Below are 23,036 nucleotides of genomic sequence, written 5' to 3'. Positions count from 1 at the left end.
GGCGCTCTCTTGTCCCGGGCGCACTGCGGCGCGAAGTGCGCACCGCGCAGAACCGGGACCTACGCTGAAAATCGGTCCCGGCTCAGCGACGCACCGCTAATGCGCGGCATCGCGTCCGGGACACGAGACGTGACCTACAGCAGTTTCCCCATCGCCACGGCGGTATCGGCCATGCGGTTCGAAAAACCCCACTCGTTGTCGTACCAGGACATCACGCGCACGAAGTTGCCGTTCTGCACCTTGGTCTGGTCCATGTGGAACGTGGAGGAATGCGGGTCGTGGTTGAAGTCGATCGAGACGTTCGGCGCGTTGGTATAGCCGAGGATGCCCTTGAGCTGCTGCTCGGAAGCACGCTTCATCGCCTCGTTGATCTCTTCCTTGGTGGTCTTGCGGGAGGCCACGATCTTGAAGTCGATCACCGACACGTTCGGGGTCGGCACGCGGATCGAGACGCCGTCGAGCTTGCCGTTGAGTTCCGGCAGCACGAGGCCGATCGCTTTCGCGGCGCCCGTTGAGGTCGGGATCATCGACATCGCCGCCGCGCGGCCGCGATAGAGATCCTTGTGCAGGGTGTCGAGCGTCGGCTGGTCGCCGGTGTAAGCGTGGATCGTGGTCATGAAGCCGGTTTCGATGCCGACCGTATCATTGAGCACCTTGGCGACCGGCGCCAGGCAGTTGGTGGTGCAAGAACCATTTGAAACCACGAGGTGCTCTTTGGTGAGCTTGTCGTGGTTGACGCCGTAAACGATGGTGGCATCGGCGTTCTCCGCCGGCGCCGACACCAGCACGCGCTTGGCACCGGCGGTCAGATGAAGTGCGGCCTTTTCCTTGGCCGTGAAGATACCGGTGCATTCGAGCGCGATGTCGACGCCGAGCGCCTTCCAGGGCAGTTTCGCCGGATCGCGTTCGGCGGAAACCTTGATCTTGCCGTTGCCGAGGCTGATCGAGTCGCCGTCAACCGTCACCGTACCCGGAAAGCGGCCGTGCACGCTGTCGAAGCGCAACAGATGCGCGTTGGTCTCGACCGGGCCGAGATCGTTGATGCCGACCACCTCGATGTCCTTGCGGCCGGACTCGGCGATGGCGCGCAGCACATTGCGGCCGATGCGGCCAAACCCGTTGATAGCAACCCGGACTGCCATGCGCGTTTCTCCTCTAAAGCTGGTGCCATCCCCAAAAGGGCGCGGATAACGCACCCCTTTCGGAGATTTGGACGGCGGCTCACCCGGTTCTGCCGGGCGAAAACGGAACAGATGGTCCCTAGCTAGTCCTTTTTTCCAACAATCTCAACGCCCGAGCGCCGTTAGGAGACGCGTTTCAGAACTGCGTTAACCGTGGCCTCGGCGGTAATTCCGAAGTGCTTGTAAAGGTCCTTGGCCGGACCGCTTTCTCCGAAACTATGCATGCCGATAAAAACGCCATCGTGTCCGATCACGGCATCCCAGCCCCAGCGGACCGCGGCCTCGATCGCAACTTTCACGAGTGCGTTGCCGACAACGGCCTTTTGCTTGTCTTCCGGCTGCGACAGCAGCAATTCCAGCGAGGGCACCGAGACCACCCGCGTCGCGATGCCGCGCCCGGCGAGATCCTTTTGGGCGGCGACCGCGATCTCGACCTCGGAGCCCGAGGCAAACAGCGACACTTTGGCATCGCCCTGGGCCGCGACCAGTTCATAGGCGCCGTGGCTGCAGGGATTATCTGCAGGCACCGAGGTGCGGAGTTGCGGCAGGTTCTGGCGGCTCAGCGCCAGCACGGTCGGGCCGTTGGTGCGGTTGAGCGCCAGTTCCCAGCACTCGGCGACTTCGACCGCGTCGCAGGGGCGGAACACGCGCATGTTCGGAATGGCGCGCAAGCTCGAAAGATGCTCGACCGGCTGATGCGTCGGACCGTCTTCGCCAAGCCCGATCGAATCGTGGGTCATGACATAGACCACGCCCGTTCCCATCAGCGCGGCGAGCCGCATCGCCGGCCGCGCATAGTCGGTGAACACCAGGAAGGTGGCGCCGTTCGGCGCAAAGCCGCCATGCAGGAAGATGCCGTTCATGGCCGCGCACATGCCGTGCTCGCGGATGCCGTAATGGATGAAGCGGCCCTTCGGTACTTTGGCGGAGAAGCCCACCGCCGATTTCGCCTTGTTGTTGGTGGAGCCGGTGAGGTCGGCGGAGCCTGCCAGAAACTCCATCGGCATCGCTTCCGCGATCACATCGATCACCGCCTCCGAGGATTTGCGTGTGGCGATGTTGAGCGGGCTATCCAAAAGCTTCTTCTTGAAATCGCGGATTGCCTTGGCGAGCGAAGCCGGCCGCTCATGCCGCAACCGGCGTTCGAATTCGGCGCGCTTGCGCGGTCCCAACTCGGCAAAGCGCGCTTCCCACTCGGTCCGCGCCGCCGCGCCGCGGCTGCCCACTTCGCGCCAGGCCTTGAGCACGTCGTCGGGCACCGAGAACGGCTCCAGCGAAATGCCGAGATTTTCCTTGGCGCCTTTCAGCTCTTCCGCACCGAGCGCCTCGCCGTGGGCTTTGGCGGTGCCGGCCCGGGTCGGCGCGCCATAGCCGATGGTGGTCTTGCAGGCGATCAGCGAGGGCTTGTTGGATTTTTGCGCGCGGGCGATCGCCGCTGCAATCGCCGCCTGGTCCTGGCCGTCGATCAGTTCGGCCGCCCAGCCGGCCGACTTGAAGCGCTTGATCTGATCGACGGAATCGGAAATCGAGGTCGGGCCGTCGATCGAGATGCCGTTGTCGTCATACAGCACGATCATCTTGTTGAGCCGCCAAACGCCGGCGAGCGCGATCGCTTCCTGCGAGATGCCTTCCATCAGGTCGCCGTCGGAGCAGAGCACATAGGTATGATGATCGACGATCTTCTTGCCGAATTCGGCGGCCAGCATCTTCTCTGCCAGCGCCATGCCGACCGCGGTCGCAATACCCTGGCCGAGCGGACCGGTGGTGGTCTCGATGCCCTTGGTGCGGAAGTTTTCCGGATGGCCGGGGGTGATCGAATCTACCTGACGGAAACGCTTGATCTGGTCGAGCGTCATCTCCTTGTCGCCGGTGAGATAGAGCAGCGCGTAAAGCAGCATCGAGCCGTGGCCGGCCGACAGCACGAAACGGTCGCGGTCGGGCCAGGCGAGGTTGGCAGCATCGAATTTCAGGAACTGCGTGAACAACACGGTCGCCATGTCGGCAGCGCCCATCGGCAAGCCCGGATGGCCGGATTTTGCCTTCTCGACCGCATCCATCGCGAGTCCACGGATCGCGTTGGCCATGCGGACGTGATCGACCTGCGTCATGATGAAATTCCGTCAGATAATGAGGTGCTTGGGTGAGTCTTCTACAAGAGGCCAATGCCTCGGATGGAACCTGAATTCGAGGGCTGGATATCACCTCACCTGCCAAAGTCAAAGGAAGTGGAACATTTCAACCTGCTTTGCGGTGCATAGTTCCGTTGCAGCGTTGCGCTGGCCTTGTTCGTTACGTAAGTTTCCGCTCCCAAGCGCTTGATTAGCTTCTGCTTGCAAGCGCTTGATTTTGCGAAAAAGCGTCCGCCTGTCATGAGCGATGCCATGGACGATCATACGGTCAACGGTTCGGGCCAGCCCGATCAGGCTTTCGCCGAAATCGATGCCGCCACGCGCCGGCTGATGGCGGCGCTGGACGCGCTGGAGCGCGCGGTCGAGCGCCGTCGCGACGCCGACCGGGATGAGGATGAGTTGGCGGCGCGGATCCAGGCATTGGGCGCCGATCGCGCCAGGCTGGCGGACGAACTCGACGGATCGCTGGTGCGGTCGAAGCGGCTGGAGCGCTCCAACCGCGAGATCGCCGAACGGCTCGATGCGGCGATCGGCACCATCCGCGAGGTGCTGGAGGCCGGAGAGATGCCATGAGCCACATCAACGTCACCATCAACGGCCGGCAATACCGCATGGCCTGCGAGGAAGGGCAGGAGGTGCGGCTGCTCAAGCTCGCCGAGGTCCTGGAATCGCGGATCGATAGCCTGCGCGGCAAGTTCGGCGAGATTGGCGATGCGCGGCTGACCGTGATGGCAGCGCTCACCGTCTGCGACGAATTGCAGGATGCCGGCAACCGCATCCGCGCGCTCGAGGAAGAACTGGTGGCGCTGCGCGACGTGCGCTCGGTGGCGGCCGACCGCGCCAAGTCCACGCAAGTTGCGGTCGCCAATGCGCTCAACGCCGCCGCCGACCGCATCGAAAAAACCACGCAGGTGCTCAACCGCACCGTGGGCGGCGGTGTCGCGATCGGGTGAGGGGAATTTCTGCCGGTGTCGCCAGCGAGCGTTAGCGAAGCAATCCAGAATCCTTCCGCGGATGCCGTTTCGCCGGTTTTGTCAGCAGACCCTTTAGCCGATGCGAGCTTTCCGATCCGAGTGAGATCAATTCCTGAATGAAGATATCCAGGATCGCTGACGATCGCTTTTCGGCTCTCGTGGCCAGGAAGAATTTCGAGAAGATGCGGGGGATTTTTGGCGAAAGCGATCGCATTTCGCCGGTCTTTGCCCAGGCCTTTGCGTAGTGTTCGGGCAGATAGCTCAGGTAGAGCCCGCTGAGTACCAGCATGGCCTGGGCCTCCATGCTTGAGACGGCGGTTTTGGCGCTCGCGCCGGGCACGTGCTGTAGTTCAAACCCCTTCGCGTAAGGCCTGACTGCAAACGGATATTGTCCTACCGTCTTCGCATCGATCCTGGAGGGGCTTGCGCGAAACAACGGGTGAGAGGCCCGCAATACAGCGACTGCGGCTCTTCTCTCAGCGGCGAAAAGCGTAAGCCCCGATAGGTCTGCGTCTCCGGCACGATCGCAACGTCGAGTCCGCCATTGCCGAGCTCCGAAATCAAGAGCTCCGGCGGTTTGATCTCGATCTTGATGATGACTTCAGGTGCCTTTCGGCTGACGGCCGCGATGACGCGGTAGATCGGCATGTCGGGGTCGGTCACGGTGTTGTCGACCAGGCCCAGCCGTAACGTTCCGGCAAGCCGGTCTCGCAGGCCCCCGACGGTGTCTTCAAATGCTCCCAGGCCCAGGAACAGCAACTTCGATTGTTCGTAGACGATTGCGCCGCGGTCGGTCAGTTCGAAGCCGCTTCGTCCGCGCCGGCAAAGCCGGAAGCCGAGCCGCTGCTCGAGGCCCTTGATGTGAAAGCTCACCGCGGACTGGCTGAGCCCGAGCGCGACCTGCGCGCCGAGGAAGCTCCGATGTTCGACGACAGAGCGAAAGACCGCGAGCGACGTCAGGTCCGGGTTCGAGATTTGCATGCATTATATCAGTAATGTTGATGTAAATTCCCATACATTGCTATTTTCCGGGACTGAACGCGATGGTGCAATAGCGGCCTGGGCCGATTGAATGCGTGAAGGAGAACGTGATGGGAACAGCCGCAGAGACCAGGTCGAATGCTGTCATTCGCCGCGAAACCATCGAAGCGAAGGGACGATGGTCCGTGCGTCTGGAGCCCGGTCAGACGTTGAAGATGATCGACACCAAGGGGCAGCAGGCGATCGACTTCCTCTGCTACAGCGCCGAGCTCCCGCTCGACCGGATCAACATTCCGACCACGGTGCGGCTGAACAAGTCGCTCTACATCACGAAGGGATCGAAGATCTATTCGGACCGGGCCCGCGCCATGATGTCGGTGCTCGAGGACACCTGCGGCTATCACGACACGTTAGCGGGCTGCTGTAGTTGCGAGATCGACAAGGTTCGCTACGGGGTCGACAAGACGGAAAGCTGCCGGACAAATTTTATCGCCGAACTGGCCAAGTGGGCGATGTCGCCGTCGGAAATCGTCTCCAACATCAATTTCTTCATGAGGGTGAAGTTCGCCGCCGATGGCGAACTGACGATATCGGAAGGAATTTCAAAGCCCGGCGATTATGTGGTGCTGCGGGCGGAGATGCCGTTGATCGTTGTGATCTCCAACTGTCCGCAGGAAAACAACCCCGCGGCCGGATTTACGCCCACCCCTGTAGAGGTCGTTGTCAGCGCGGCGGAGTAAGAGGAATACGGTGGTTCGACCGTTGAAGCGCCGTGATGGCGGGCTCACGGTGTGCCGTAAAATCCCGCTAGAAGTCGAGCGGTGCGTTGTCGACGACTTCCTTCATGACAAAGAACGTGCGGGTCTGCCGAACGCCCGGCAACGCAATCAACTGCTCGCCGTGCAGCCGATTGAAATCGGCAATGTCCTTTACGCGGATCTTGAGAAAAAAATCGAAGTCGCCGGCCACCAGATGGCAGTCGAGCACCAGCGGCAGTTTCCTGATCGCCGCTTCAAAGGCGGAAAAACTCTCCTGTGTCGAGCGATCGAGGACCACGCCGACGATGACCAGCGCCCCGCGCTCGACCTTGGCCGGCGAAATATCGGCGCGCACGGAACGAATATAGCCGTCATCGAACAGCCGTTGGGTCCGCCGATGGCAGGTGGCCGGGCTGATATTGGCAGCCTTGGCCAAATCGGCATTCGTCATCCGTCCGTCTCGTTGCAGGCGGCGGAGGATGCGCAGGTCGATGCGGTCCAGCCCCAAAGGTGTGGACGATTCTTTCATATAAATCGATATTCTTCGAAGCTATTTGTGAGTTACTGCTATATCATGAGTTATTAAAGTATAAAAGAGATCCAAATTAGAGAACACCTTTCCGGGGATTTTGACTATATCCGCGTCCAGACCGCATGACCCGGAGATCGATATGCTCAGGCTCGACAAGTTCGAACGCTATCCGCTGACCTTTGGCCCGACCCCAATCGAATATCTTCCGCGGATGACGGACGCGCTTGGCGGCAAGGTGAAGATTTATGCCAAGCGCGACGACTGCAATTCCGGCCTCGCAATGGGCGGCAACAAGCTGCGCAAGCTCGAATACATCGTTCCCGACGCCATCGCGTCGAATGCCGACACGCTCGTCTCGATCGGCGGGGTTCAGTCGAACCACACGCGCATGGTCGCGGCAACCGCGGCCAAGATTGGCATGAAGTGCGTGGTCATTCAGGAAAGCTGGGTGCCGCACGAAGACGCGGTCTATGACCGTGTCGGCAATATTCTGATGACGCGACTGATGGGGGCCGAGAGCCGGATTGTCGAGGACGGATTCGACATCGGCATCCGCAAGAGCTGGGAAGACGCGATCCAGTCGGTGAAAGATGCCGGCGGCAAACCCTACGGCATCCCGGCCGGCGCGTCGGTGCATAAATACGGCGGCCTCGGTTATGTCGGCTTCGCCGAAGAGGTCCGCGCCCAGGAAAAGCAGATGGGCATCACCTTCGATTACATCATCGTCTGCGTCGTGACCGGCTCGACGCAAGGCGGCATGATCGTCGGCTTTGCGGCGGATGATCGCGCCCACCGTGTCATCGGCATCGACGCATCCGGCACGCTTGCGCAGACCCGCGCGCAGGTCCGCCAAATCGTCGATCACACCGCGGAACTGGTCGAACTCGGACGCAAGGTGCGCGATGACGAGATCGTCATTCTGGAAGACTACGCCTATCCTGCCTACGGAGTGCCGAGTGACGCAACCAACGACGCCATCCGATTCGCCGCGCGGACCGAGGCCATGATCACGGACCCTGTCTATGAAGGCAAGTCCATGCAAGGGATGATCGATCTGGTCAAAAAGGGCTTCTTTCCAGATGGAGCCAAGGTGCTTTACGCGCATCTCGGCGGGGCTCCGGCGCTCAACGGCTACAGCTACACCTACCGGAACGGCTAGAGTTGGCGCATCTCGCTGGGGGCGTGCCGGCCGCGACTGGAAGCGTCATGTCCGCCGAAGTAGCTCTAAAAGGACGGCAATAACGCCATCCGTTCACGCCGCTGGTTATTCGGCTGCTTCGTTGTTACATTGGTTCGGCGAGGCTGCGTCGTTCGTCAGGAGCCATATATCCCCGGGGCCTTATCGATCCTTTAGGGAACTGTCCCTGGCCGGGTCCGTGGATCCGGTCACATGGTGCCCACCTACTTTCGTAGGGAACTCCGGGATCGAGCGCTTCAACGGCGACCGCGGCTTCGCACTTCTTTTTCTTACGTACTTGCTTTTTCTTACGTACTCGATTTCCAGCGTGCCTCCACCAGCGACAGAGCACGGCCGCATGACCGCAACTCCATCGAAAGGTGACTTGCGCAAAATCGCGCTGGATGCGCGCGACGCGATGGATGCGGCTGCCCGCACGACAGCCAGCGAAAAGCTCGCCGCGCGCGGGTTGCCGTTCGAAATCGCCACTGGGACCATCGTCTCCGGCTATTCGCCGATCCGAAGCGAACTCGATCCCGCACCCTTGATGCGCGCGCTCGCAGCCCACGGCGCCAAACTCGCGCTGCCGGCCGTCCCCGCGCGCGGCAAGTCGTTGGTCTTCCGCGCGTGGGTACCCGGCGATCGCCTCACGCTCGGTCCGCTCGGCATTCTCGAACCGTCCCCGGCCATGGCTGAACTCGTTCCTGACGTCATGCTGGTGCCGCTGGCCGCCTTCGACCGCCTCGGGCATCGAATCGGTTACGGCGCCGGACATTATGATTTTACATTGGCGCATTTGCGCAAAGCGAAACCGATCACGGCCATTGGCGTGGCCTTTGCCGCGCAGGAAATTAAGGCTGTCCCCGCGCTCGCGCACGACGTCGCGCTCAATTATGTGCTAACGGAAAAGAAAGCGTTCGATTTTCGGAGTCTTTAATTGCGTATCTTTTTTGTAGGCGACGTCGTCGGCCGGTCCGGCCGCACCGCGGTCGCCGAGCACCTGCCCGGGATGATCCGCAACTGGTCGCTCGACCTCGTCGTTGTCAACGGCGAAAATGCGGCCGGCGGTTTCGGCATCACGGAAAGCATCTATCAGGAATTGCTCGATGCCGGCGCCGACGCGATCACGCTTGGTAATCACGCCTGGGATCAGCGGGAGGCGCTTGTATTCATCGAGCGCGCGCCGCGCCTCATTCGTCCGGCGAATTTTCCGCCCGGCACGCCCGGCCGCGGCGCCGCCTTGATCGACACCAAGAGCGGAAAGCGTGTGCTCGTGATCAACGCCATCGGCCGCGTTTTCATGACGCCGTTCGACGATCCCTTTGCAATTTTGGCCCGCGAACTTGCGGCCTGTCCGTTACGCGAAGCGGCTGATGCGGTGGTGGTCGATTTCCACGGCGAGGCCTCGAGCGAAAAGCAGGCGGTCGGCTATTTCTGCGACGGCCGCGCCAGCCTTGTGGTCGGCACCCACACCCATGTGCCGACGGCCGACCATCAAATTCTTCCCGCCGGCACCGCCTATATGACCGACGCCGGCATGACCGGCGATTACGACTCGATCATAGGCATGCAAAAGGATGAGCCGATGCGGCGGTTCACGTCCGGCATTCCGGCGGCGCGCTTCGAGCCGGCACTGGGGCCAGCGACGCTGTCCGGCGTCGCGGTCGAGACGGATGACGCGACCGGGCTCGCGGTAGAGGTTGCGCCGGTGCGCGTGGGTGGGCGATTGGCGCCGGCGCTGCCGGAGTTTTGGGTGGGGTAAAGCACGGCGTCTTTCGGCCGTAAATGACTTTAAAACAACTAAATTGTAGCTACAAATTAGTTATGAAAATTGTTTGGGACGAACCAAAGCGCGTCGCCAACCTTGAAAAGCACGGGTTAGATTTCGCGGACCTGAACGAAACATTTTTCGACGATGCCCTGGTCATTCCGTCCCACAACGCCAGCAAGCGCCGGGTCGCAATCGGCGTAAATATCAGGGGAGTTATCGTTGTTGTATTTGCCCGGCTCGGACGTGAAGGCATCAGCATTATTCAGCATGCGGCCCGCGAGCCGGAACGAAAGGAAACTCTATGCCGAACACTAAGAAAGCCCGTGGCTACAGTAAAAGGGATTTGCAAGACGTCAGCAATAACCCGGAGTTAACGAAGTCCGATTTCGCCCGCGCCAGACCATTTTCAGAAGTCTTTCCGGATCTTTCCGCTTCGCTTCGAAAGGGACGAGGCCCAAATAAGTCCCCTACAAAGAAGCTGGTGTCACTGCGTCTCAGTGCTGAGGTGGTTGAGCACTTCAAATCGACGGGGGTGGGCTGGCAGTCGCGGATAGATGAGACCTTACGCAAGGCCGTGAAGCGCAAGCGCGGGCGGATCAGCGTTGGGACATTTCGCCGTTAGCCGTTAGCTACGATAAGCCCGTAGGACAACATCAGCGTATCTCACCATCTGAGGGGCGGGCTACGCCTTCCACGGACGCGGGCAAATGACGGCTGGTGAATAACTGATTTGCCCGTCGGGCAATTTTGCGAAAGCCCTGTACAGCCCTTTTCGAAAAAATAATTCGCTTTCGCCGTCGGGCAAATCATCTTTAAGACCTCGCGCCATCCTGCACCCGAAAAGGGGCGTATCGCGATCGTCACGGACGTTGGGTGCGGGATGCGGTGGACGCGTGGGCGCTGGAGACGAACAGCGCACGTCGCGGACCGCGAAGCCGTGTGGTCCTGACGCCCCGATGCCGGCGTCAACTCGCGACAATGCTTGCGCATCGCACCGGGGACGGTGACAAAAAGCCCGATCGCCGGAGAGCACGAAATAAGCCGTAACACCGTCGTGCAGGAAATGCCGGATCGCTTCCGGCGTGCCTGCGGTGACTACGCTCGTATGCTTTCTATTTTTGCATACGAGGCTGCGGGTGCGTTTCGTGCACCGGCATTCCCTGTGCCCTCTATTTCGGAGGGAAGATCATGCACAACTCGGGCGCAGTGGCGTCGCGAGAGCGGGAACGTATGGCTCGACTGTCATCACCGGGCATAGCCGTTCGAAGAACGGCGTCGCTTCCGCTCGCCAGCGCCCGGTGGTCCACGTCTTGCTTTCTTGAGACGAAGACGTGGATGGCCGGGACGAAGCCCGGCCATGACGAAAAGAGCGGTTGCTTCGTGGGCGTGCGCCTTGGCTGTTTGACAGTTGAATCAGAAAGAAGAGGGCGGGCGAACGCTAGAACCCGAAAAACTCTTCGCGCAGCGCGTCTTCGTATTTCGCCTTGGCGTCCTTCACGGCGCTGCGCATCTCATCTTCCTCGAAATGCGCCTGCTCCCATCTGTCGACTTCGGCCACCGAGTGGTTGACCGACACAAGCGCCTCTTCCTTGCGGATGGCGGCAATCCAGGCTTCCACCGCGGCCTTGTAGGTGGCTTGCAGTTCGTCGAGTTCGGGATGCTCTCCGGCCATCGCAATTTCCTCCGCTGGAGCATGATCCGGAAACGTGTGCAGCGGTTTTCCGAAAAGATCATGCCGAACCAAAACAAGCCCGGCTTATAGGAGGCGCACATGAACAGACGACGACAGCGGCGAGGATTGCGGGTGCGTGATGTCAGGACGGGACCGCCGACAGCCGGGCGCGGCGGTGGACGGCGATGGTTCGCATGGTGACGTAGCCGATCAGGAACAGCGCCACTTTGCTGGCGATGCCGTAGATCGACATGAATGCCAACCAGGTAGTGATGCTGAAGTTGAAGGCCACGATGAGGCTGAGAGCTGCCGAAAAGAACATCAGGGCCGCCCAAACGTAGCCGAAGATGGTGGCGATATCCGGTATCAGTTCGATCGCGACCGGCGGCAGGTAGCGGTTCATCCATCCAGGCTTCAGCATCGCAATGCCGACGATACAATAGATCACGCTCGGTTTGATCATGACAAAGCGCGGATCGTCGGTGAGCAGTGCGGTCGTTCCGGTAGCCAGCACCACGAAGAGGCTTATCCACTGCATGGAGTCGATTGGCTTTTTGCGTACGAACTCCCATCCGATCTGAGCGGCGCCCAGCGCCATTGCGAGCAGAACCGAAAGCGTGATGTTTTTCGTCAGGAGATAAAGAACAAGAAAAACGAACGTCGAGGCCAGATCGAGGAGAAGCAATTTTGCGGCTTGCAATAAATTCTTCATCCGGTCCGCAAGCTCCGCTCCAGGCACAGCCAGCATACGCCGTCGATCGTGGCTTGGCGAGAAATTCCCGTGCGCATTGCACTTCAGTGCGGATCGCAGATCAAAGCCTCACGATTGCCGGAAGCCGATCCGGAAAGCCCCCCAACGGCGGCGGCGCACGTAGATCGGGGAGGAGACGTCCTTCATCAGGACGAAATTGCCGCCGCCCATATCGCGCCGGTAAGTTTGCAGAAGAAACGGCTTGGTGTTGGCGGCCACCTTCTTCACGGCCCGATCCCCGAACAAACGCCGGTTGCGGCAATTGGCATTGTTCCAGACCGGGTCCGGCCCCTGCGGCTGGCGGTAATTCGGGTTGTGGGTCGGGAGATAGCCGCTATTGGCCCAAGCCACACAGAAGACGATGCGGGGATCGGTCTTCTGCAACGGGTCCTGAATCGGCGGGAGGATGCGGTCGGTGAATTCGACGTAGTCGGTGACGTATTGCTTGGGATCGGTGCCCGGAATTTCGCGATGGTTCTCGTCCATCAATTGATCGAGACGGATTTCGCCGCGTTCGATGGCGGCCTCGAATGCCGCCGAAATCTGCCTGGCGGTTTCGATCGCGGCGCTGATCAATGGCGTATCAGAAGTTTCGACGCCGCTGTCGGAGATCAGCGTGATCAGATTTTCGGAAAGGTCGAGCAGCCTGGCAACGCGATCATCGGCATTTTTGAGGTCGGTCGACGACAGATCGACATCCTTTGCGAGATGACGCAGCTCTTCGATTACCGTATCGCAATGCCCGAGATTGGAAGTTGTCGCCTTGGCGACGCCGTCAATCTCCTGGTTCACCGACGCAAAGCCGTCCTGAACGCGAGCGATGATGCCCTTGATCCTCTCTGCGCCTTCACTGGCATTGTTTGCTCGCAGCGAAGCCTCACTGCTCTCGCCGATCAAGTTGCCAACCTGACCGTCAAGGTCGCGCACCGTATTGCCAATCTGAAGCGTTGCCTGGCGGGTTGCTTCCGCAAGGTTCTTGACTTCGCTGGCAACGATGGCAAAGCCCCTTCCTGCCTCTCCAGCTCGGGCCGCCTCGATCGTGGCGTTGAGCGCCAGCAGGTTTGTTTGCTTGGCGATCGCCTCGATGGAGCCCGACACCTTGGCGACCTGCGCCAGTGCAGCGCCGACGGCGCCAAGGCGGCTTTCCATCTGACCCACGGCGGAGATCAACTCGGTGATGTGCTGCACCGCCGTCTCGACAACCGCGCGCGACTGGCTGATTTCTGCCACGGCAGCCGAGGTCGCCGTTTGCACCGCGCCCGAGGCGGTCGCGATGTCGCGGTTGGCGGAAACCATCGTCTCGGCGGTCTTTTCCAGACGATTGAAACGATCGGCCTGCGTGGAGACGCGGCCAGCAACTTCCTTGAGATTGCCCGCAACATCCGCAAGCTCGACCCCGAGGCCGCCGATCCGGCCGGCAAGCTGGTCGACCAGGTGGTCGTGGCCCGACCGGCCCGCCGCGCTGTCATCTTGTCTAATGGTTGCGGTAGTCGACATCGCTGCTTCGCGTCACAGTTTGTAGGCGGTGCGGAATCCACCCCAGTGCCGCGCCTGGACGCGGATCGGCACGTCGATCTCGCGCATCATCACCGTGACGCCGTTACCCATGTCGCGGGCGTAGCTCTGGATCAAATAAGTGCGCTGGTTGCGGCCCGCGGCAAGTCCGGCGGTGTCGTTGAAAATCCGCCGGTTGCGGCTGTGGGCCGTGTTCCAGGCGACGTCACCGGGGCGCTGCGGATGGGAATAGATCTTGTTGTGCACCGGCAGATAGCCGTTGCGGTCGATCGCGACGCAGAACACCATGCGCGGATCCTTGGCGAGGAAGGCTTCCTGGAACGGCGGCAACGCGCGATCCGCCCAGTCGAGAATGCGGGTGCGGTGCTGAAGCGGATTGGTGCCGGCCATCTCGACGTAGTCACTATCGAAGAGCGCATCGATCGAAACCGCACCACTGGAGACAGCCTGTTCGAACATCCGGCGGAGTTGAACTCCGGCCTCCATCGCGCGCGTCACGAGATCGGTGTTCTCGTCGTGGATCGACCAGAGCTGGTCTTCGATCTTCTCGACGAAGGTGGCATCATTGGAAATAAAGCTCGCCTGAACACCCGCATTCGAGCGCTCGCCGCTGCGGATCTTGCATTCTCCGACGCCTTCCAGCGTGACGTTGAGCATCTGGCCGAGCGGCAGCTTGGCGGCTTCCGGTCCGCTGATCAGGATGTTCTCGATGGAAATTTCGTAGACCTGCGCGGTGATGCGGCCTTGCGCGGTCTCGACGTCGATCTTCAGATTGCACGGCAGCCGCTCGCGCTTGCGTTGGTTGGAGCCCATGTCCTTGCCGAGCAGGACCGCGCAACGGGATTTGAGCTTCTGCGCGAAGAGCGTGACATCCTTGCCGGCCTTGGCGACATGCTCGCGATGCGCCTCGGCTTCTTTTGCCGCGTGGTCGATCTCCGCCGCACTGTCGCCGACCGACGCGATGAAGTTCGAGGCGGTAGCGACGTTCCCGGTCATCTCACTGGTGGTCTGGTTCTGCTCGGCCACCGCGCCGTTGACGTTTTCGAACACCGGGCGGATCGCCTGGATCGCTACCGAAATCCGGTGCACCGCCTCGACCGATCCGGCGGCGTCGCGTTGCAGCGCGTCGATTTTCTTCTTGATCTCTTCGGTCGCATCCTGGGTTTGCACCGCAAGCGCCTTGACCTCGGAGGCGACCACCGCGAAGCCGCGTCCGGCAGCGCCTGCGCGTGCCGCCTCGATGGTCGAGTTGAGCGCCAGCAGCGTCGTTTGCCTGGCGATCTGCGAGATCAGGTTGACGACATTGCCGATGGCGGCGGAAGATTCCTTGAGCCGGTCGACATTGAGGCTCGCATCATGGGCGGCGGCGCCCGCTTCATCCGCGAGCTTGCCGGCGTCGCGGACCTGCGATCCGATGCCTTCGGCGGAATCGGCGAATTTGCCGGCGGCCTGCGAGAAGGTGGCCGCGGTGCTCTGGGCTTCGTTCGAGCGCAGGCTCAGCGCGTCGGTGCGCTGGCGGACGGCCGACAGCGTGGCGGCCGTGGCCTCCGCGCCGCCGGCAACGGAGCTTGCTGCGCGCTCCAGCTGCCGAATCATGCCGCCGAGTTCGATTTCGAGCAGTTCAAGAATCTGCCGGCTCGATTCGGCTTCCGAGTTATCCGCAACCGCGGCCGCAACAGCCGGCTTCGCCTGGGCCTCAAGGCCAGGCGCGGTCAGTTTGGGCACGGATTTCCGGAACAATCCAAAGGCCATTCGGTTTCTCGGCCGCGGGTATGATGGTGTCATCCTCCCACCCCGCCATGAACTCATGGTTAACAAATGCCTGATTTAGCGGCAGTCTCCTCTACCTGCATACCGAAAGTGCTGCCAAATCTTTGATTTTGACGGATGTCAGGCCTATAAGGCCGCCGTTCCCATCCAAATCACCCCGCACGGACCCGAAAAGACGCATGGCCGGACATTCCCAGTTCAAGAACATCATGCACCGCAAGGGCCGCCAGGACGCCCAGAAGTCGAAGCTGTTCGGCAAGTTGGCGCGGGAAATCACGGTGGCTGCGAAGTTGGGTACGCCCGATCCGGCGATGAATCCCCGGCTGCGCGCGGCTGTGATCGCCGCGCGGCAGGAAAACATGCCGAAGGACAATATCGAGCGCGCTATCAAGAAAGCGCTTGGCGGCGAGAGCGAGAACTACGACGAGATCCGTTATGAAGGCTACGGTCCGGGCGGCGTGGCCGTCATCCTCGAAGTGCTCACCGATAACCGCAACCGCACCGCCTCCGATATCCGTTCCTATTTTACCAAATCCGGCGGCAATCTCGGCGAAACCGGCGCAGTTTCGTTCATCTTCGATCGCACCGGGGTGATCGAATATGACGCCAAGGCGGCGTCCGACGATGCAATGCTGGAAGCCGCCATCGACGCCGGCGCCGACGATGTGGTTTCGAGCGAAAGCGGCCATGAAATCTACGCCTCGCAGGAAACCTTTCGCGATGTTGCCAAGGCGCTGGAAGCGAAATTCGGCGAGGCGCGGAAAGCGGCCGTGATCTGGAAGCCGCAAAATACCGTCGCGGTGGACGACGAAACCGGCGAGAAGCTGTTGAAGCTGATGGACCTTCTCAACGAACATGACGACGTCCAGAACGTCTATGCCAATTTCGAGGTCTCCGACGCGCTGGTCGCCAAGATGGGTGGTTAGCTCTAGCTGTCATTGCCCGCGACAAACGCGGAGCGTTTGCGCACAGGAGCGTTAGCGACGAAGCAATCCGCCGCTCGCTTTTAGACTGGATTGCTTCGCCAGCGATCGCAATGACGAATTGGAAGAGCTTCCGCCGTTGATTGTGTCTTGGCGCCGCTAGGCGCGAATCTGTGGCATGGGGTATAAAATGCCCATGTCTTCGCCGCCGATTCGCACACCCATCCGCATTCTCGGCATCGACCCCGGTCTGCGCCGCACCGGCTGGGGCGTGATCGAGATCGAGGGCAACCGCCTCATTTATCTTGGCTGCGGTTCGGTCGAGCCGCCGGACACGCTACCGCTGGCAAGCCGCCTGCTCGCCATTCACGAGGGGCTCGCCGCCGTGCTCGGCGATTTCCGCCCTGCCGAGGCCGCGGTCGAACAGACCTTCGTCAACAAGGACGGTGTTGCCACCCTCAAGCTCGGGCAGGCCCGCGGCGTGGCGATGCTGGCGCCGGCAATGTTTGGAATTTCGGTTTCGGAATATGCGCCGAATCAAGTGAAGAAGACCGTGGTCGGTGCCGGCCACGCCGACAAGAACCAGATCCTGGTGATGCTGAAGGTGCTTTTGCCCAAGGCCGAGCCGAAATCTGCTGACGCCGCCGATGCGCTCGCCATCGCGATTACGCATGCGCATCATCGCGGCGCTGCGACAATGCGGCTCAAGGTGGTCGGTCTATGATCGGCAAGCTCAAGGGCCTAATCGATTCCTATGGCGAGGACTTCGCCATCCTCGACGTCGGCGGCGTCGGCTATCAGGTGCATTGTTCCTCGCGAACGCTGCAATCGTTGCCGGCGGCAGGCGAGGCGGCGGTGTTGTCGATCGAGACCTATGTTCGCGAAGACCAGATCAAGCTGTTCGGCTTCAAGAGCGATATCGAGCGCGAGTGGTTTCGCCTGTTACAGACCGTGCAAGGCGTCGGCGCCAAGGTCGCACTCGCCGTGCTTGGCACGCTGACGCCATCGGATCTGGCCAATGCCATCGCGCTGCGCGACAAGGCGGCCGTGGCGCGCACGCCGGGCGTCGGTCCCAAGGTCGCCGAGCGCATCGTCACCGAATTGAAGGACAAGGTGCCTGCCTTCGCCAATGTCGATCCCGCGGTGGTCAGTCTTTCGGGCGCAATCGACGATTCCCGCAGCCCCCGTCCCGTGACGGATGCGATCTCGGCACTGGTCAATCTCGGCTACGGTCAGCCGCAGGCGGCGGCCGCGATCGCCGCGGCCTCGCGGAGTGCCGGCGAAAAAGCCGAGACGGCGCAACTCATCCGGCTGGGCCTGAAGGAATTGGCGAAGTGAAACTGGCGACGGGGCGCGTCTCTGCGATTTTTTTGGTCGGAGGAACTGGCACCACTTGTTTAGTGATGTGGATGACTATGCGCGTCCTGTTTCTCGTTCAAGATCCGCCGATCCCGTATGAAGACGTGCTTTTTCCATGGTTTGGTGCACCGGTTCTGACATTGGTTTGGGCTTTTCCGGGTCTGCTATTGGCCGCAACTTTGGCCGCGCTATACTTTTCGTTTTTCAAACGTATTCCGCTTTGGTTGGTTCTGCTCGCGTTGATTCCGGTGTGCGGATTGTTCGCTACTTATCAAAATATTTCTGATAGCCGCTATTTGATCAACAAAAGCGACCGCTGGAAACTGATGTACTGGTTGCTGGTGACGAGTCCCGGCCAGTTGCTTTGCGCGAGGATTGTGGCAAGCAAATCTGATTATCGGTGAGTGGGTGACGGGTCGACCATGCTGAGCAAAAAAGACAAGGAACTGATCGAAGCCGCTACCAAGGCGATCAGCAAGCGTTATCGCAACGACTGGCAGGAAGTGGGGGCTGCGATGCGCACCCGCGACGGCCGCATCATCACGGGCGTGAATATCGACGCCTATATCGGGCGGATCGCGGTCTGTGCCGAAGCCATTGCAATTGGGCGCGCCATCACCGAGAGCGGCGACCACGGCATCGAGACCATGGTGGCGGTGCGTCATCCGAAACCGGACGAGCCGGGCAAGATCGCGGTGGTCTCGCCCTGCGGCATTTGCCGCGAACTGATCCACGACTACGACGCCAAAGCGCGCGTCATCGTGCCCGATAACGGCCGCGCGCCGAAGGTGGTGAAGATCGGCGAGTTGTTGCCCAACAAATACCGCCGGGGCAACGAATGAACCCGCCCTCCCGCATCGTGACGCCGGAGCGCCGCAGCGACGACGTCGGCGATACTGCGTTGCGTCCGCAACTGCTGTCCGAATTCGTCGGCCAGGCGCAGGCACGCAAGAACCTTTCGATTTTCATCGAAGCCGCGCGCAAGCGCGGCGAGGCGCTTGACCATGTACTGTTCGTCGGCCCGCCTGGGCTCGGCAAGACCACGTTGGCGCAGATCGTCTCGCGCGAACTCGGCGTCGGCTTTCGTGCCACTTCCGGTCCCGTGATCGCCAAGGCCGGCGATCTCGCAGCCCTTCTGACCAATCTCGAAGAGCGCGATGTGTTGTTCATTGACGAAATCCACCGCCTGAGCCCGGCGGTCGAGGAAGTGCTCTATCCCGCGATGGAGGATTTTCAGCTTGACCTGATGATCGGCGAGGGACCGGCGGCGCGCTCAGTGAAGATCGAGCTTGCGAAGTTCACGTTGGTTGGCGCGACGACGCGCGCGGGTCTTTTGACCAATCCGTTGCGCGATCGTTTCGGCATTCCGGTGCGGCTGAATTTCTACACCGAAGACGAACTGGAAAAGATCGTCACCCGTGGTGCCCGTGTGCTCCAGATCGGCATGACGAGCGATGGCGCGAACGAAATCGCCCGCCGGGCCCGCGGCACGCCGCGCATCGCGGGGCGGCTGTTGCGGCGGGTACGGGATTTTGCTTCCGCGGCGGATGCGGATTCGATCGATCGGAAGATTGCCGACCACGCGCTCAGCGCGTTGGAAGTCGACGCGGCCGGTCTCGATGCGATGGATCGCCGCTATCTCATGACGATTGCGATGAACTATGGCGGTGGCCCGGTTGGCGTGGAGACATTGGCCGCCGCCCTGTCGGAGCCGCGTGACGCGATCGAGGACATCATCGAGCCGTTTCTGATTCAATGCGGCTACCTGCAACGCACCCCACGCGGGCGGTTGTTGACTTCGCACGCCTTCCGCCATCTGGGCCTTGCTGAGCCGACGCGCGACCCATCGCAGTTTGGCTTGTTCGGTAACGACAGCGAGGACGAATGATGGATGTTGGCACGATCAGAATCGTGGCTGCTTTGATACGCGACCATTCCGGGCGTGTGTTGCTCGTACGCAAGCGCGGCACAAAAGCCTTCATGCAGCCGGGCGGCAAGCTCGACGCCGGTGAAGACGACATCACCGCGCTCGCCCGTGAAATATCGGAAGAACTCGGCTGCGTTCTCGATCCCGCCTCGGTTCTGCCTCTCGGGGCGTTCGATGCGGTAGCCGCGAATGAGCCCGGCTTTCGCGTTGAGGCCAATCTCTATCGCGTCGATGTGACCGGGGAGATTTCGCCGAGCCGGGAGATTGACGAAGCGATCTGGGTCGATCCGGCTTCGCCACCCGACATTCATATGGCGCCCCTGACGCGCGACCATGTGCTACCGTTGGCGTCACAGGGTTAAGGTTACTGCTGGATATCTGCAAGAATGCTCCCCAATTCAGTTCTATTTGCTGGCCAGTAAGGAAACTGCATCACAACTGAGTTGCCATGCTCTCGCGCCGTCATTTCCTGCGTACATTTTCCGGCCTCGGCGTTGCCGGCGTTTCGACGGTTGCCTATGGCTTCAGCGAACCCGAACTGCAGCTTCGCGTCACGCGCTATCAGGTTTCGCCGCCGCAATGGCCGGCCGATTTGAAACTCAAGATCGCCGTCATCGCCGATGTTCATGCCTGCGATCCCTGGATGCCGCTGCAACGTATCCAGACGATTGTCGAACACACCAACGCGCTCGACGCGGACACCACTGTCCTGCTTGGCGATTATGTCGCCGGTCACCGGAACGTTACGCGATTTATTCCGGCCGATGAATGGGCCTCGGTGCTATCGGGTCTCAAGGCGCCGCTCGGGGTGCACGCGATCCTCGGCAATCACGATTACTGGGATGACCGGACGGTGCAACGCGAGGGCGTTGGCGCCACAGTCGCCCGCCGCGCGCTCGAAGCGGCCGGCATTCCGGTCTATGAGAATGATGTCCAGCGCCTGAACAAGGCTGGCCAGCCGTTCTGGCTCGCCGGTCTTGGCGATCAATTGGCATACGCTCCGGCGCGGCGATACCGTGCCATCAAGCGGGTTGGCGTCGACGATCTCGGCGCCACGCTCGGCAAGGTGACGGACGATGCGCCGGTGATCCTGCTCGCGCATGAGCCGGATGTGGCCCGTCGCGTGCCCTCACGCGTTGCGCTTCAGCTCTCAGGCCATACGCATGGGGGGCAGGTGCGCGTGCTCGGCTGGTCGCCGATTGCGCCCTCGGGGCAGCTTCTAACCTATGGTCACGTCCGGATGAACTGCGATGTCGTTGTGTCCGGAGGCCTTGGTTGCAGCTTCGTGCCGTTCCGGCTCGGTGTTCCTCCGGAGATCGTGTTGGTGACGGTGGGCGAGACCGGTCCGATCGTTTCGTAGCCACTAATCATAGTAGCGGCCGCTTGCACGGCGCGCCGATTCTGCGCAAAACGATCGTATGGAAGACGATCGAGGGCCGCACGTGACTTTCTCTCATCTCGATGGCGAAATCCGCGACGGCCGCCATCACATGCAGATCCGTGTCTACTACGAGGACACGGATTTCTCCGGCATCGTCTATCACGCCAATTATCTGCGCTTCATGGAGCGCGGCCGCACCAATCATTTGCGGTTGATGGGCGCCGAGCAGCACGCACTGTTTGCTGAAGCGCAGACCGAGACGCCCGGCTTTGCCTTTGTGGTGCGTTCGATGAAGCTCGATTTCCTCAAACCGGCGCGGATGGACGACGTGCTTGACATCGTGACCTGGCCGGTCGCGGTGAAGGGGGCCTCGATCACGCTGGCGCAGGAAGTGCGGCGCGGCGCCGATGTGCTGATCACCGCCGAGGTGCGCGTCGCCTTTATCAGCGAGGGGCGGGCGCAGCCAATCCCGAAATCACTGCGGCAGTTGATGAAGGCCGATTTCGAATAGAAGTCTTGATCACGGTCATCGTTGATGGGCTCTCCATCAATTGATTATAGCAATCACCCGATAGAATGATGGCCATCGACTTCCCCGATCGTCACGATAATGTCGCCGGCGCATAGCATCCGGGAGCTCATCATGTCACGTCCGCCGTTACCGCCGTTCACGAGAGACACCGCCGCGCAGAAGGCGCGCATGGCGGAAGACGCCTGGAATTCGCGCGACCCCGAACGCGTGGCGCTCGCTTATACCGAAGACAGCCGATGGCGTAACCGCTCCGAGTTTTTTGAGGGACGTCCAGCGATCGTCGCGTTTCTGACGCGCAAATGGCAGAAAGAACTCGAATATCGCCTGATCAAGGATCTCTGGGGATTCGACGGCAATCGCATCGCGGTGCGCTTTCAATATGAATGGCACGATGCGTCCGGCCAATGGCATCGTTCGTACGGCAACGAGCAGTGGGAGTTCGACGAGCAGGGGCTGATGCGCCGGCGCGAGGCGAGCCTCAACGACATCGCGATTGCGGAAAAGGACCGCCGCTTTCATTGGGCCGCGCCCGGACCTCGGCCGGCCGATGTCCCGGGCTTGAGCGAAAGCCCGTTCTGAGGGTCGCGCTGCGCGGGGTGTCAATATCCCCGCGCCGGATCGACGAGGTTCTCAAGCCGCTCTCCGGCCTCGAACCGCTCAATCTGGCGCGCGACATATTTCGAGATCTCGTCGGCATCGGTGTCGGCGGCGTTATGCGGGGTCAGCACGACCTTCGGATGGGTCCAGAACGGACTGTCCGGCGGCAGCGGCTCGGTTGCAAAGACATCGAGCGAGACAGCACCGAGTGTGCCGTCGTCAAGACAAGAGAGAATGTCGGTTTCGTTCTGCAAGCCGCCGCGGCCGGCATTGATCAGAACCGGCGCGCCCATCGGGCTTGAGCGGTTCAATTTGGCGAATAGCTCGCGGTTGAGGATACCGCGCGTCTCGGGTGTGAGCGGCAAGAGGCAGACCAGAATGTCGGCGCGCCGCGAAAACGCGTCGAGCTGTGCCTTGCCGTAAAAGCATTCGACGCCTTTGATGGTCTTGGGGCTGTTGCTCCAGCCTACCACCTGAAAGCCGAGCCGCACCAAAACTTCCACCGCATCCGATCCCAGCGTGCCAAGCCCCATGACCCCGACCGTCAGGGCGTCGGCCGACCACTGGAATTTCGGTTGCCATCGCGTTTCGAGCTGGCTGTCGCGCAAGTAGAGTTCCTGGCGGTGATGCATCAAGACATGCAGCACGACATATTCCGTCATCCGGCCGGTGAGATCGCCGACGGAGACGCGCACCACCGGCACTTTCGGCAGGGTTTTGTCCGCCATCAGTGCATCGACACCAGCCCCGAGGTTGAAAATTACCCGAAGATTCGGAAAAGACGCCAACTCGCCCGGTGCGGGCTTCCAGACCGCGGCGTAGTGAACGTCGGCTGGATTACCGCCTTGTTCCGACGCCACCCAGACCGGGCGGTCGGCGCACACGTCGTTAAACCGGCGCTTCCAGCGGTCCGGCGACCAGTTTTCGGTGCCGCTATGAATCAGCAGCGCCAACGTTCCTTTTTTCATCGGTATTCCGTCTTTCGAAGTCCGGGGTGCGACCTTACCGGGGGTTGTCTTGAGTACAAATATTTTTTCATAAGCAGTGTCGGGACGTCGCTTTCCGGTTCGTCCTTGTATCGCCGACTAAGCCCACAAAGGAACCTT

At 61.2% G+C, this 23,036-nt stretch carries 26 protein-coding genes, 1 other RNA gene and 1 pseudogene; 19 read left to right on the top strand and 9 right to left on the bottom strand.

The genetic code is table 11. The annotated features are described in order from the left end of the window. Positions 1-134: 134 nt before the first annotated feature. Both gap and tkt read right to left on the bottom strand, forming a co-directional pair. Positions 135-1,142 carry a type I glyceraldehyde-3-phosphate dehydrogenase gene (gap, locus tag ABSE61_RS06465; RefSeq protein ID WP_423870255.1) on the bottom strand — a complete coding sequence of 336 codons (1,008 nt, stop codon included), beginning with the start codon at positions 1,140-1,142 and terminating at the stop codon, positions 135-137. A 161-nt stretch (positions 1,143-1,303) separates the two neighbouring features. Beyond that, positions 1,304-3,289, bottom strand: coding sequence for a transketolase (gene tkt / locus ABSE61_RS06460; RefSeq protein WP_423870254.1), 1,986 nt, complete (start codon positions 3,287-3,289; stop codon positions 1,304-1,306). Between the two features lie 273 nt (positions 3,290-3,562). Here tkt and ABSE61_RS06455 point away from each other — a divergent pair, with 273 nt between their 5' ends. Both ABSE61_RS06455 and ABSE61_RS06450 read left to right on the top strand, forming a co-directional pair. Then, on the top strand, positions 3,563-3,883 hold the full coding sequence (locus ABSE61_RS06455; protein ID WP_423870253.1) for a DUF4164 domain-containing protein: 321 nt from the start codon (positions 3,563-3,565) through the stop codon (positions 3,881-3,883). Further along, positions 3,880-4,263, top strand: a complete 384-nt coding sequence (locus tag ABSE61_RS06450; protein ID WP_423870252.1) for a cell division protein ZapA — start codon at positions 3,880-3,882, stop codon at positions 4,261-4,263. Before ABSE61_RS06455 ends, ABSE61_RS06450 begins: the two co-directional genes overlap by 4 nt. Positions 4,264-4,294: 31 nt before the next feature. On the opposite strand, the pseudogene ABSE61_RS06445 reads toward ABSE61_RS06450, so the two are convergent. Then, positions 4,295-5,265: pseudogene (locus tag ABSE61_RS06445) on the bottom strand (LysR family transcriptional regulator). Positions 5,266-5,375: 110 nt separating this feature from the next. Here ABSE61_RS06445 and ABSE61_RS06440 point away from each other — a divergent pair. Next, positions 5,376-6,005 carry a DUF1989 domain-containing protein gene (locus tag ABSE61_RS06440; RefSeq protein WP_423870251.1) on the top strand — a complete coding sequence of 210 codons (630 nt, stop codon included), beginning with the start codon at positions 5,376-5,378 and terminating at the stop codon, positions 6,003-6,005. A 67-nt stretch (positions 6,006-6,072) separates the two neighbouring features. Here the strand turns inward: ABSE61_RS06440 and ABSE61_RS06435 are convergent, their stop codons facing one another. Next, the gene (locus ABSE61_RS06435) at positions 6,073-6,552 is read right to left on the bottom strand and encodes an Lrp/AsnC family transcriptional regulator (protein ID WP_423870250.1); all 480 of its coding nucleotides are present in this window, start codon (positions 6,550-6,552) and stop codon (positions 6,073-6,075) included. Positions 6,553-6,694: 142 nt separating this feature from the next. Between ABSE61_RS06435 and ABSE61_RS06430 the strand changes: the two genes are divergently transcribed. From ABSE61_RS06430 to ABSE61_RS06405, 6 genes are all read left to right on the top strand, one after another. Beyond that, positions 6,695-7,714, top strand: a complete 1,020-nt coding sequence (locus tag ABSE61_RS06430; RefSeq protein ID WP_423870249.1) for a 1-aminocyclopropane-1-carboxylate deaminase — start codon at positions 6,695-6,697, stop codon at positions 7,712-7,714. A 137-nt stretch (positions 7,715-7,851) separates the two neighbouring features. After that, positions 7,852-8,012: non-coding RNA, 6S RNA (gene ssrS, locus ABSE61_RS06425), on the top strand. 78 nt (positions 8,013-8,090) lie between these two features. Beyond that, positions 8,091-8,669: a 5-formyltetrahydrofolate cyclo-ligase gene (locus tag ABSE61_RS06420; RefSeq protein WP_423870248.1), complete on the top strand. Its 579-nt coding sequence runs from the start codon at positions 8,091-8,093 to the stop codon at positions 8,667-8,669. Next, entirely contained in the window at positions 8,670-9,494 is an 825-nt protein-coding gene (locus tag ABSE61_RS06415) for a TIGR00282 family metallophosphoesterase (protein WP_423870247.1), read from the top strand. It begins immediately after the preceding gene. A gap of 62 nt (positions 9,495-9,556) precedes the next feature. After that, positions 9,557-9,877, top strand: a complete 321-nt coding sequence (locus ABSE61_RS06410) for a BrnT family toxin (protein WP_423870246.1) — start codon at positions 9,557-9,559, stop codon at positions 9,875-9,877. Beyond that, the gene (locus ABSE61_RS06405) at positions 9,805-10,125 is read left to right on the top strand and encodes a BrnA antitoxin family protein (RefSeq protein ID WP_423870245.1); all 321 of its coding nucleotides are present in this window, start codon (positions 9,805-9,807) and stop codon (positions 10,123-10,125) included. Before ABSE61_RS06410 ends, ABSE61_RS06405 begins: the two co-directional genes overlap by 73 nt. Positions 10,126-10,941: 816 nt before the next feature. Here ABSE61_RS06405 and ABSE61_RS06400 read toward each other — a convergent pair. The 4 genes from ABSE61_RS06400 to ABSE61_RS06385 form a co-directional block, all read right to left on the bottom strand. Beyond that, the gene (locus ABSE61_RS06400) at positions 10,942-11,175 is read right to left on the bottom strand and encodes a hypothetical protein (RefSeq protein WP_423870244.1); all 234 of its coding nucleotides are present in this window, start codon (positions 11,173-11,175) and stop codon (positions 10,942-10,944) included. 142 nt (positions 11,176-11,317) lie between these two features. Next, positions 11,318-11,887 carry an inner membrane-spanning protein YciB gene (locus ABSE61_RS06395; protein ID WP_423870243.1) on the bottom strand — a complete coding sequence of 190 codons (570 nt, stop codon included), beginning with the start codon at positions 11,885-11,887 and terminating at the stop codon, positions 11,318-11,320. Positions 11,888-11,995: 108 nt separating this feature from the next. Further along, on the bottom strand, positions 11,996-13,423 hold the full coding sequence (locus ABSE61_RS06390; protein ID WP_423870242.1) for a methyl-accepting chemotaxis protein: 1,428 nt from the start codon (positions 13,421-13,423) through the stop codon (positions 11,996-11,998). 12 nt (positions 13,424-13,435) lie between these two features. After that, a complete protein-coding gene (locus tag ABSE61_RS06385) occupies positions 13,436-15,193 on the bottom strand; it encodes a methyl-accepting chemotaxis protein (protein WP_423870241.1) in 1,758 nt (585 codons plus the stop codon). Between the two features lie 197 nt (positions 15,194-15,390). Between ABSE61_RS06385 and ABSE61_RS06380 the strand changes: the two genes are divergently transcribed. From ABSE61_RS06380 to ABSE61_RS06335, 10 genes are all read left to right on the top strand, one after another. Then, the gene (locus ABSE61_RS06380) at positions 15,391-16,137 is read left to right on the top strand and encodes a YebC/PmpR family DNA-binding transcriptional regulator (RefSeq protein WP_423870240.1); all 747 of its coding nucleotides are present in this window, start codon (positions 15,391-15,393) and stop codon (positions 16,135-16,137) included. 193 nt (positions 16,138-16,330) lie between these two features. Beyond that, positions 16,331-16,858 carry a crossover junction endodeoxyribonuclease RuvC gene (gene ruvC, locus ABSE61_RS06375; RefSeq protein WP_423870313.1) on the top strand — a complete coding sequence of 176 codons (528 nt, stop codon included), beginning with the start codon at positions 16,331-16,333 and terminating at the stop codon, positions 16,856-16,858. Beyond that, positions 16,855-17,472: a Holliday junction branch migration protein RuvA gene (gene ruvA / locus ABSE61_RS06370; protein WP_423870239.1), complete on the top strand. Its 618-nt coding sequence runs from the start codon at positions 16,855-16,857 to the stop codon at positions 17,470-17,472. The genes ruvC and ruvA overlap by 4 nt, the downstream gene beginning before the upstream one ends. After that, the gene (locus ABSE61_RS06365; protein WP_423870238.1) at positions 17,469-17,897 is read left to right on the top strand and encodes a hypothetical protein; all 429 of its coding nucleotides are present in this window, start codon (positions 17,469-17,471) and stop codon (positions 17,895-17,897) included. Before ruvA ends, ABSE61_RS06365 begins: the two co-directional genes overlap by 4 nt. Positions 17,898-17,915: 18 nt before the next feature. Next, positions 17,916-18,335 (top strand): cytidine deaminase, encoded by a 420-nt coding sequence (locus tag ABSE61_RS06360; protein WP_423870237.1) that lies wholly within the window; start codon positions 17,916-17,918, stop codon positions 18,333-18,335. Next, on the top strand, positions 18,332-19,381 hold the full coding sequence (gene ruvB / locus ABSE61_RS06355) for a Holliday junction branch migration DNA helicase RuvB (RefSeq protein WP_423870236.1): 1,050 nt from the start codon (positions 18,332-18,334) through the stop codon (positions 19,379-19,381). The genes ABSE61_RS06360 and ruvB overlap by 4 nt, the downstream gene beginning before the upstream one ends. Before the next feature lie 23 nt (positions 19,382-19,404). Further along, positions 19,405-19,782, top strand: coding sequence for an NUDIX hydrolase (locus ABSE61_RS06350; RefSeq protein WP_423870235.1), 378 nt, complete (start codon positions 19,405-19,407; stop codon positions 19,780-19,782). A gap of 86 nt (positions 19,783-19,868) precedes the next feature. Next, positions 19,869-20,780, top strand: coding sequence for a metallophosphoesterase (locus tag ABSE61_RS06345; RefSeq protein ID WP_423870234.1), 912 nt, complete (start codon positions 19,869-19,871; stop codon positions 20,778-20,780). Positions 20,781-20,838: 58 nt separating this feature from the next. Beyond that, positions 20,839-21,312: a tol-pal system-associated acyl-CoA thioesterase gene (gene ybgC, locus ABSE61_RS06340; protein WP_423870233.1), complete on the top strand. Its 474-nt coding sequence runs from the start codon at positions 20,839-20,841 to the stop codon at positions 21,310-21,312. A gap of 132 nt (positions 21,313-21,444) precedes the next feature. Next, positions 21,445-21,912, top strand: coding sequence for a nuclear transport factor 2 family protein (locus tag ABSE61_RS06335; protein WP_423870232.1), 468 nt, complete (start codon positions 21,445-21,447; stop codon positions 21,910-21,912). A 20-nt stretch (positions 21,913-21,932) separates the two neighbouring features. Here ABSE61_RS06335 and ABSE61_RS06330 read toward each other — a convergent pair whose 3' ends face one another. Next, complete coding sequence (locus tag ABSE61_RS06330; protein ID WP_423870231.1) at positions 21,933-22,898, bottom strand: 2-hydroxyacid dehydrogenase; 966 nt, start codon at positions 22,896-22,898, stop codon at positions 21,933-21,935. Positions 22,899-23,036 lie beyond the last annotated feature (138 nt).

It is taken from the genome of Bradyrhizobium sp. (assembly GCF_049519115.1).
Classification (GTDB): domain Bacteria; phylum Pseudomonadota; class Alphaproteobacteria; order Rhizobiales; family Xanthobacteraceae; genus Bradyrhizobium.
Note: the sequence above shows the minus strand (reverse complement) of the source record. Positions and strands in the feature narration are given on the sequence as shown.